This is a genomic window from uncultured Cetobacterium sp., assembly GCF_947072685.1.
Lineage (GTDB): Bacteria > Fusobacteriota > Fusobacteriia > Fusobacteriales > Fusobacteriaceae > Cetobacterium_A.
On the sequence record NZ_CAMTIK010000037.1, the window covers coordinates 1 to 11203 of the forward strand.

Genomic DNA, 11203 nt, shown 5'->3' on the forward strand with positions numbered 1-11203 from the left:
ATACTCTTGAGCTCTCATCCATGTCAAAATAGAAATAAACCTCCATTCTTCTCTCATGAGTATGCGTTGGCATAGTGTTCCACATGTTATTTGGATCTAAAACTGTCATTCCCATTAGAAGTTGACATGATTTACAAACAGCAGGATGAACATATTGAAATATTGTTCTTTTATTTGAATTTTCTAAGTCACCTAAATGAACTGCATTAGCATTAGCGATATCTATTTTTACAGTTGGATAAGTAACATGAGCTGGAGCACTATTTACATAGTATTTTGCAGGGTTTTCTTTGCAATTAGATATAAATATAATTTCTTTTACTCCCATTCCCACATATAACCCATCTTTTGAAGCCATCTCGTATTCAACACCATCCAGAACTATCTTTCCTGCTCCACCAACATTTATAAGACCTAACTCTCTTCTTTCTAAGAAAAATTCAGAACCAAGTTCTTTACACCCCTCTAAGAACACCTCTTTTTCAACTGGCATTACTCCACCAGCTATAACTCTATCCACATGAGAATACATCAAGTTCACTTCGTCGGCAATAAAAACAGTCTCCATCAAATAGTGTTTTCTTAACTCTTCTGTAGTGTAGTGCTTTGAATCCTCTGGATGATTTGCATATCTTGTATCTAATTTCATAATAAAACTCCCTCCTAAAATATCTTTAATTTTTTATTCTTTTACCGCTCCTAAAGTAACTCCTTTTCTAAAGAACTTTTGGATAAACGGATATATTATTAATATTGGAATTATTGATAGTACTATTACAGCATATATTATTGATTGTGGTGATGTTAAACTTTCAGGTGTGATAATTTGAGCAGCTTCTCCGGCCATATTTTTTTCTACAATTAATTTTTTTAAGAAAACCTGTAAAGGAACTTTGGAATCATCAGTTAATAAAACCATTGTCCAGAAGTATCCATTCCATCTTGATATAGCATAAAAAAGAGAAACTGTTGTCAGGGCTGAAGTTGATAGTGGGATGTATATTTTTGTCATAATTTGCCAGTGACTAGCTCCATCTATTCTTGCTGATTCTTCCAAAGATCTTGGAACAGCTTCAAAGAAACTCTTTAAAATAATAACATTAAATGTGTTTACTGCAAACCCTACGATAACAGATGTATAGCTATTTATAAGCCCTAAATCTCTGAAATTTAAATACTTTGGAATCATTCCGGGATCAAACCACATTGTTACAACTACAATTAATGTTAAAATTTTTCTGAATTTTAATTCTGGTTTTGATAAAACATAAGCACCAGTTATTGTAAATAACATACTAACACTAGTTCCTAAAATTGTTATAAAGATACTATTTGCATAAGCTAGCCATATTCCATTTAAACCTATAGCTGCCTTAAAAGATGCTAAACTAATCCCTTTAGGAAGTAGATACATCTCTCCAATCTCTAAAAGATATGGTTTTGTAACTGATGCTGAAAACACATATATAATTGGATATATAAACATTATTCCAAATATAGTTAATAGGGTATAGTTGACAAAATCAAATATTTTCTCATCTTTTGATTTCTTAATTTTACTCATAAACCTCTCCTTCAAATTTTTTTACCAAAGACCTGATGCTGTTATTTTTTTACTCCATCTATTTGCTAAATAAACTAGGATAAATCCAACAATTGCATTAAATAATCCAACGGCTGTAGCTAAACCAAAATCTTGCATCAACATACCGGTTCTATAAACATAAGTACTTATAACATCTGATGTGGAATATGTTGCTGGTTGATAAAGCAATAATACCGTTTCAAATGCAACATTTAACATGCTTCCAACTTTTAATACAAGCATTATAACTATTGTTGGAATGATTGATGGGAAAGTTATAAATCTAAGTTGCTGAAATTTTGTAGCACCATCAATTTTTGCAGCTTCATAAAGTGATTCATCAACTGCTGTTAAAGCTGCAAGATATATAACAGCATTAAAACCTGTGCTTTTCCACATATTCATACCTGTAAATATTCCTCTAAAATACTCTGGTTTTGATAAGAAGTATATTCTTTCAAATCCAAAGTTCTCAAGAATGTGATTGACTACTCCACTACTAGGTGAAAGAATATTAATAGTAATTCCAGCAGTAACAACAACAGCTATAAAATATGGTAAAAATGATACTGTTTGAACAAAAGCTTTAAAAAACCTATTTTTTACTTCATTTAACATCAACGCTAAAATAATAGCAAAAGGAAATTCAAACACTAAACTATAGATATTTAAAAATATTGTATTCTTTAGTGTTGTGTAAAAATATGGACTGGTTAAGAACTCTGTAAAATTAGCAATCCCTATCCAATCACTTCCAGATATTCCCCTAAATAGATTGTAGTCCTTAAAAGCAATTATAAGACCATACATCGGTTTATATGCAAATATAATATACCAAAGTATAAATGGAAGAAAAATCACATATAATGATAGTTGATCTTTAACATCTCCTTTTTTAAGAATAGATGTTATTTTTTTTATGAGACCTATTTTTTCTGGTTCGATTGCTTCATCCATTTCTAAAATATTTTCTTTCATCACTAAACCTCCTCACTTACCTGTGTTTTATAAGGCAATTATAGTTTATATTTTTCAAAGTGTAAATCATCAATTTGGTATATACAGTTTTCTATGTATTGTTTAAGTTCTTTAAAACTAATAAAAGCACATAAAGTGCTTTTATTAGTTTTGTTATTTATTGTTTGTTATTTTTCATAAATCTTTCATATGCTCTTTGGTTTATTTCTATGGCTTCTTTTAACCCTATTTCATTTAGTCTTTTTAAAAACTCATCGTAAGTCTTGTCAAAATCCACAGCTCCTAAAATCCACTTTTGATTCATCTCTTTTACAGTAGTATTTAATTGGGAGTTAATTTTTTGAATTTTTCTATTTTCATCTTTTGTATATTTTAGAGTTGGCATTGGATCTACAACACATCCATTTTCCATATACATTTCTGCCCATTCTAGAGCTGTTGGGCTTCCCCATGCTTTTTCATAGCCATAATCTTGTAGAGCTCCTATTCTAAATTGTATTCCTTTTTCTCTAAGAACTTGTAAAGGAGTTTTTCCAGGAGATTTTATAACAGTATCTGTAAATTTATTTTTTCCATTTACATCCTTAATAAAAGTATCATTTTCTACACCCCAGTTAGATAATTCATATCCTTTGTCAGAAAACCAGTAATCAAAATACTTAATAGCTAAAATTGGATCTTTACAAGTTGCGCTTATTCCCCATCCTCCTAAATAAGTTGTTCTCGCATCAGGAGCATAGCTTTTTCCGGCATACATTGGTGGGATTATAGCTATAAATTCGAAATCTTTTACTTTCTCTTTTAATTCGGTATCTTTATTGTATGATTCCGTACTTGCAAACCAGTCAAAGGTTATACCTCCTAAATCATTTCTTAACATATAATCCCTAGATTGAAAGCCTCTTGTGAATATCTCAGGATCAATTAGTCCTTCTCTATACCATTTTACAATTTGAGGAACCGCCTCTTTAAATCTCTTTGTAGTTGGACCGAATATGACTGTTTCGTTTTCATCTACATAAAAACTAATCTCTGCACCAAATAAGCCGATTAACTCTTTGTCAGCAAATTCAGAGGATCTTTCAAAATATGGGATTTCATCCATCTTACCATTTTGATTAGGATCTTTAGTTTTGAAAGCTATCATAACGTCATATAACTCCTCCATAGTTTCGGGTATTTTTAATCCTAGTTTATTTATCCAATCTTTTCTTATAAAAAGACCTTGAGCAGCTCTCATAGCGTACCAATCATAATAATCTGGAATAAAGTATATATTTCCGTCTGCAGCTACCGCATCCATTTTGTATCTTGGGTATTTTTTAAAAAATGATTTTATATTTGGAGCATGCTTCTCTATTAAATCATTTAGAGGTATTATTCCACCATCCATTCCTAAACTTTCTAGTTTTTCAGGATAAGCTAAAGAGATGATATCAGGAAGAGATCCTGATGAAACAGCAAGATTGAAGGCTTGTATTTCATCGGTTAGATTTTTAGAACTATAACTTTTTAATTTTACATTAGTATCTTTAAAAGCTTCTTTAAAAACTATCCAATTTTCATCAAATGTTTTTCCATTTTGAATTGCTAAAATGCTCAATTTTATTGGAACTTTAGAGATTTTATAATCATTTGCAAAACATATGTTTTGTAAGATTCCAACAATTAATAACACTAAGCTTATTTTTATACTCATAATCCCTCCGATATATATAGTTTTATATAATGTTTATCCAATCGCTTTCTTTTTTCAAAAATAGAGATAATTGTTTTTTTAAGTATAATTTTTCATTTTTATATTTGAAATTTGATTCTTCATTTTTCATCTCTAGAGGATCTTTGGTTAGATAAAAAAGTTCTTCTCTATCTTTGGGATCGTATATATATTTGAAATTTTTACTTACAATACTTCTTCTGATATCTCCAACAGAAACTTGATTTCCAGAGTATTGACTCCAAGCAAGTCTTTCTTTTCTTTGGACAAGATCATTTAAAATATTTTCTCCTATAAGATCATTCTCATACTCTATATTTAAAGATTGCAGTATTGTGGGAAAAATATCTAAATGACTTACAATAGTATCTATTTTACCACTTTTTATTTCTGGAGTTTTTATAATTAGTGGAACGTTAATGCTTTGTTCATACATTTCCATCTTTTGAAACATCTTGTGTTGTCCTAAATGATCTCCGTGATCTGCAGTAAAAACAAAGACAGTATTATCATAGTTATTTTTTTCTTTTAATTTTTTTATAATCTCTCCAATTAAGTTATCCGCATAGTTAGTTAATCCTAAGTATGCTTGCCAAACCTTCTTCCAATGAAATTCGTCGTTTTCCTCTGCCAATTGTGCAGCTATTCCCATCCTTCTTTTGAGAGGTTCACCCTGAGATATTTTGTTTATATTTTCGGGAAGTTTTGGATTTGGGAATTTTTCCATAATTTTTTTTAAAACTTTAAAAGGCGGATGAGGAGCCCATATATTAATAAACATAGCTATAGGTTTTTCAAAGGTTTCATCTTCTAAATAGTTAAGAGCGTTATCAATATAAAATCGATCTCTGAACAAGTTCTCATCACCTTTGAAGTAGGAAACCCTTGAACCTGAGTATTCTCTACTCTCATAGATATCTCCATGTAGTTCTTTCACCTTAACTCTATCTTGAGTATCTCCAAAAAGTGGCAAATTTTCTTTTTTACATATTTGTTCATAGTCATTATCTGTTAAAAATTTTTTAAATTTAACTCTTTTTTCTAAAGATGGGGATACAACTATATGCTGCATTCCAAAATGACTTAGATTATAGTCGTTCTCATAAAGATATTCGTGAATTGTTTTTATTTTTTTTGTTTGCTCTGATACCTTTGTTAAATCATTTATAACAACACCAGTTTGAGTTGGAAATTTTCCTGTAGCCAAGGCAGTTCTAGCTGGGACACAGAGTGGACAAGTAGTGTAAGCTCTTGTAAAATTAAATCCTTCTAGAGCCAGTTTGTTTAAATTTGGAGTGACCTCTTTAGAATTTTGAATCATTCCAAGAGTATCTGCTCTTTGGTGGTCTGTTGTTATAAAAACTAGATTTTTCTTCATAGAGGTACCTCCTAATTTTATATTAGTTATTAAATTTTGTTAATTTTATATATTTTGTATCTCCATTTTTTATATTATCTATTTTTAAAATGGTCTTATCTTTTTTTGATTCTATTTTTAGATTTTTGTCATTACTTTCTACTAATATATAGCATCCATCAATCTCTAATAAAGATGGTATATTTGAAAGTTGGGTTGGATCATTAACCCATAACTCTAAAATATTTTCCTTTTCCAAGGTCAGAAGAGACAGAGTACTAAAACTTTTATATTTTCCAAGTTTATATGGATTATCTTGCCAAAAGTTTATAGCTATATAATCTTTAAGCTTTATTCCATGTGCCTTAGAATTTTGAGATAGAATTTCTATATCGTTTTTAGAGATTTCATCTAAACCAATACTATATAAATAGTTATCATTTTTAGGATTTTTTCCGTGATTAATATAAGTGGTTTCATATTCAATTTCTATAGGGGCGTTGTTTTTTCCACCAATATTTTCCCAACTTCCTTTTCTAACTTCTTTTTTTGATATGACGTCAGAATCAGAATACACTTTAGTTATAAATTTATCAGAATCAACAATTCGATTATCTATAGTTGTATGCACTTCTCCATCTGAACTGGAGATGTTTGATCCCATAGCTACAAGAGTGTCATCAAATAAAAACCAAGATTTTTTACCTGCGGTTAAATCATTCCAAGAAGTAAAGTCCATGGCTCCTAAAGTTACTTCATTAGTTGTAACTCCACCAACGAAAGATTTGGGGCTCATTTTAGCCTTATGTCTTCTTTCACCTGAACGATCTTTTCGTTCATTTATACTTTCTGTTGTTCCTGGTAAGTGATACAGATCTACAGTTGGCCAAAAATCTTTAGATTTATCAGAATTTTTACCATATATATAGGTAACACCATCTGCAGTATACCAACCTCTTTTATTCTCGCCATTCATAGTTTCGTAGTTACCTATTCTAGATGAGTGCATAGAAATTACAAATTTAGATCCTTTTATACCATGGTGTACGATTCTATCCATTCCCCAGAATATTTTACTTTTGTTTTTATCTGTTTTTTCATAGTTCACATTATTTTTAATATCTTTTAATATCTCTTTTAATTTTAAATTATAGATCTTTTCTGTTGTGTCATAAGCGTTGTTTTCTTCAAGATTCTTTTTTACTAACATTCTAATTTTATTTCTATAAGGTTCAGGAGCCCCTTCTGAAATCATAGCAATAGAAGCTATGAGTCCTCTTCCCCGCTCAAGTTCATTGCTATTATCTCTTGAGATGGATCTACCACTTACAGCATCGGTAACTCCTCCATTTATAAGTAAAAATGAATATCCATCAATTATTGAATTATATATGTTTTCAATTCTTTCATCTTTCATTTGATACTGTGTTCCAGAAGTCAAGTATAGGATGCTTCCTAATCCATTGAATAAAACCGATGCATATGTCCCGTTGTATGGAATGTTTCCATGTTGTATAAATGATGAATCTTTATAAAATCCATCGCCGCTATTTACATATTCCCCAACATCACCTACTGCTAAAATACCATCTAAAACTTGGTTTTCATCATTCATTAAAACACCACGAGTAAAGGATATAATTGATGTATCCATTCTATTTCCACCTGTTGATATCCTTAGTTCTGAAGATGAAGAATATTTAGCCGAAGGGCTAGCTCCAGAATATTTTGCATATGGCTGAAAATATTGTGATGCTCTTAAATATTTCATTCTATTTTCTGTAGGAATTTCATCGTACATAATTGCAATTATTTCATTTAAATTTTTAGGAATTCCAAGTTCCCATTGCCACCAGTTTCCATATTCTGGAACTCCTTCTTTATAGGCATTTTGATACAACCATTCCAAAGAGTTTAAAATCTCTTTTTTGATGGACTCATTTTTATATAAATTGGTTCCAGAAATACTATAAGTTTTGCTTAAGTCTTTTATTCTCTCATAAGTTGATTGAAGCTGAATCCCGTTTTTCATATCATCTAAATCAGAATAGATAGATACTCTATCTTGATTATAGTTGTAATTTTGTAAACTTTTATCTCCGAGTTTATTTAAAGTATTTATAATATCTTTTTGTTCTTTAGGGCTTTGTTTCTTTAAACTTTCTTTTCCTGTTAAAAAATCCACCCATTTTATTCGAATATTTATAAAATCTTTATTTTCTATGATATTTTTACTTGTATTGATTGTTTGTGTATCTATTTTTATATTTTTTTCATCAGCTTTTGTTATACATATTGATAACAATAATATTAGAATTATTTTTATTTTCAAGTTCCTCCTCCTTTTAATTAAAAGCTATATCCAAATCCAATCATTGGTCTAAATGAATGGTATCTAGTTTCCATTCCAGTACTTTTTTCTTTTGTTTTTAGAGTTAACAATGTCGCTCCAATTGTTCCAGTTAAGCCTGGAGCAATCGGATGAGTATATTTAATAGAGTATCTCGATTCGTGACTTTCAGATTTCACCTCTTTTGTTTTGACTACGTTTGAATAGCCACCATTTCCTAGGGGGAATCTAGTTTCGAATTGAGCATGCCCACCGTTTCCAAAGAAATATCTAAATGATGGTCTTATTTGGTTAAGTTGGTATTTTTCTACTCCACCAGGATTGTTGTGATCGTACCATCTGTCTTCTCTATAATAGTTTAATTTCATCGATATTCTTGGCATAAGTCCTGTATAATCAATCCCTCCTTGATTTTCCATTATAAAATCTGCTTGCCCTTCTCTATCACCCATATGATTATACTCATAAACACTTGTAAAGTTTCCATTTAGAGCAAAACCATGACCTAAATTATATAAAAAATTTGGAGTTAATCTGATTTGGTGAACTCCTCTTTTGACCTCTCTAAAGTTATGTTTTCCATAATTTTGTGGTTTTTCACTAGTTTCATTTCTATAAGCTAGATTAAAGCCATATCTTCCTTTCGTAAAAACATTGTTCCATCTAGCTTCTAAGTGAATTCTTGTCATATGTTGCTCTGCTTCATTCGATTTTAATCCTTGAAACATCTCATTATCCTTATAGTATCCTTCGAAATAATAAGACCAATTAGATTTCAAGTCGTTTAAGCTAACTGTAACTTTGGGTACATATATAGTTGACACAGCGTAATCTCCTGGAAAAGCCATATCTTCAGAATCAAAATAAACTCTATCTGAATTTTCTTCAACATCTAATAAAAGGGTTACAGTTCCCCGCCACCTATCATTTTTATTTCCAGCTAGATTATCAAAATATGTATTTACAGGTGTTCCTATTGAATCAAATTTATATTTTGCACCAAGTGATAGACTATCGGCGTCATATTCTTTGGACTGGGTAGATGTATAGCTTCCTAGAAATGAAAAATCTTGAGTTAGATTAAGAGATGCAAAGATATTATAAGATAATAAATTTTCCATCTTAGTAGTTTCTAATTTATATTTTTTCGATAATCCTTGAAGTTTTAATGTCTTGCCATCTTTTATATTTCCTAATTCTGTTTCATATCCTAAATTCCCACCAACAATATATTTTTTTCCAAATAAATAACCTGTTTTTTCTAATATAACACCGGCTCTAGGAACGACAGAATCGTAGAATTCCTCATCTACAGACTTAGTGTTATTAATGGCTAATTCATTTTGGGGTTTGCTGTTAGGTCTTGGGTCTTCAGAAATGTTTCCTTGTACTATTTTAGTCCAATCTATTCCACCATATATTCCAAATTTATAATTATCTTTTAAAACATTATATGAAGCGATCGTTCCAACTCCCAGTCCATATGTTGGGAATGTTGAATCAAAAGTCCCATATGTATTTCCAAAGTCTACAGTTCTTTTTAAAGAGTTGAAAGCGGTTGTAACTCGAGCATTTGATGTCAGTGATATTTTATCTGTAAATTTATAGTTGTAATATCCACCCATATAAATATTATCTAGACTAGCTTTACCATATTGTCCACCTTGAAATTTAACGTCTCCATTACTTCCACCATATATAAATCCTATTTTAGCATTCTCTTCTATCTGCTTTTCAGTTACACCCAATATACCGTGCTCATTATAAGAGGTATTTAATAGACCTTTTACTCTGTGATTGTTATCCATATATATGATATCTTGAGTTGATGAGTTTGTAGGTTTTTCTCTTGTGAAATCAGTTTGAATTATTCGGTCAAAGATTTTCTTTGATAAAGTTTTAGAATTTAAAGCTGCTATATCGGCCATATATCCATATACTCCGCCGGATAGCTGTTTCATAGCATCTGTAAACTGTCCGCTTGTTTGAAGCTGTTCTGCATCAGAAATAGCGTGCAACAGACTTTTATCAGTGGTTCTTTCCTCTGAAAAACTTTTTGCAATTCGATCATTTTCTAATAATGCTACAAAACTAGAAAGTTTACTTGTATTTAGTATTTCTTTATAACTGTTTTTCTTAGCTATGATATTTCCATCCTCCACTTTATAACTCCAAATAACTGATGAGTTTATTTGAGCGTTATCCCCAAGTTCAATATTCACTCCACCAAAAGCCTCAGATAGATTAAATTCATTTCTTCCATCTCCAGATATAAAAGAAAAGCTTATATCTCCATTTAAAATTAATTTATCAGCTGAAATTATAGAGTTTTCAAGATTTTTATCGCTTAAAGAATTTTTAAAATCAATAACTAAAGAGCTGTTAGATATCTCTAATTTTCCTTTTTCAGTTGTAATAACTCCGTCGTTTTCTAATTTGTTTTTATTCTCATTATAATGTTCTTGAGTTCCTTTGTTGTATTCTAAATCTATAAAAGCCTTGTCAATTTTATTGTTGCCACCTGTTGATGATAAAATTTCATAGTTTTCGATATTTATATCAGATAAACTATTATGTCCTTCAAGAAATAATGCATCTACTCCTATTCCACCAACAATACTACCATTTATTTTCCCACTTTTTAAAACAACATTATTGTTCGTAGCAACATCATAATATTTTTCTGTTATAGGGTCTTTAACTCTGAGTATTTCAGATTTTATAGCTACTCCATCTCCACCTTGGATAGTTCCACCATCATTTATAAAAATTCCATCACTTACTAAAATAGCATTACCAAATCCAAAGTTTTTAACTTCACCTGAGTTAGTAAAAATACCTTTTGAAACTTTAACACCAGAACCTGTGGAGTAATTTTCAATAGACCCCTTATTGATACTTGTTCCATTTACTCTAACATCTACTGCTATTCCAGTGCTATAGTTTGAGATAGTACCTAAATTTTCTCCAAAACCACCATTTTCTATTTTCATACCTATAGCTTTATTAAAAATTTTAATTTTTCCATTTTCATTATTTGAAGCTATACTTCCAAAACCTGTTGAATTTATCGCAGATACATTTGTAGATGACACCTGAATTAAGCCGTTATTTATAGTGTTAGCCCCATTTTGAGCAAGCATTGCATTGGAAGTATTTTTTCCATCTCCAGTATGGATAATTGTACCACTGTTTATTCCAGTGCTCTCACTTCCA

Annotated in this window: 7 protein-coding genes; all 7 read right to left on the minus strand. The window is 30.4% G+C overall.

Annotated features, from left to right (window positions below; genetic code table 11):
- The coding region (gene kduI / locus Q0V67_RS09890; RefSeq protein ID WP_297599173.1) for a 5-dehydro-4-deoxy-D-glucuronate isomerase at window positions 1-649 on the minus strand (649 nt) is incomplete at its 3' end.
- Between the two features lie 33 nt (window positions 650-682).
- Window positions 683-1564, minus strand: a complete 882-nt coding sequence (locus Q0V67_RS09895) for a carbohydrate ABC transporter permease (protein WP_297599175.1) — start codon at window positions 1562-1564, stop codon at window positions 683-685.
- 21 nt (window positions 1565-1585) lie between these two features.
- On the minus strand, window positions 1586-2563 hold the full coding sequence (locus tag Q0V67_RS09900) for a sugar ABC transporter permease (protein ID WP_297599177.1): 978 nt from the start codon (window positions 2561-2563) through the stop codon (window positions 1586-1588).
- A gap of 157 nt (window positions 2564-2720) precedes the next feature.
- Window positions 2721-4262: a DUF3502 domain-containing protein gene (locus tag Q0V67_RS09905; RefSeq protein ID WP_297599180.1), complete on the minus strand. Its 1542-nt coding sequence runs from the start codon at window positions 4260-4262 to the stop codon at window positions 2721-2723.
- Window positions 4263-4284: 22 nt separating this feature from the next.
- Window positions 4285-5658 carry a sulfatase-like hydrolase/transferase gene (locus tag Q0V67_RS09910; RefSeq protein ID WP_297599182.1) on the minus strand — a complete coding sequence of 458 codons (1374 nt, stop codon included), beginning with the start codon at window positions 5656-5658 and terminating at the stop codon, window positions 4285-4287.
- 22 nt (window positions 5659-5680) lie between these two features.
- Window positions 5681-7969, minus strand: coding sequence for a polysaccharide lyase 8 family protein (locus tag Q0V67_RS09915; RefSeq protein WP_297599184.1), 2289 nt, complete (start codon window positions 7967-7969; stop codon window positions 5681-5683).
- A 17-nt stretch (window positions 7970-7986) separates the two neighbouring features.
- On the minus strand, window positions 7987-11203 hold a 3217-nt coding region (locus tag Q0V67_RS09920), incomplete at its 5' end, for an autotransporter domain-containing protein (protein WP_297599186.1).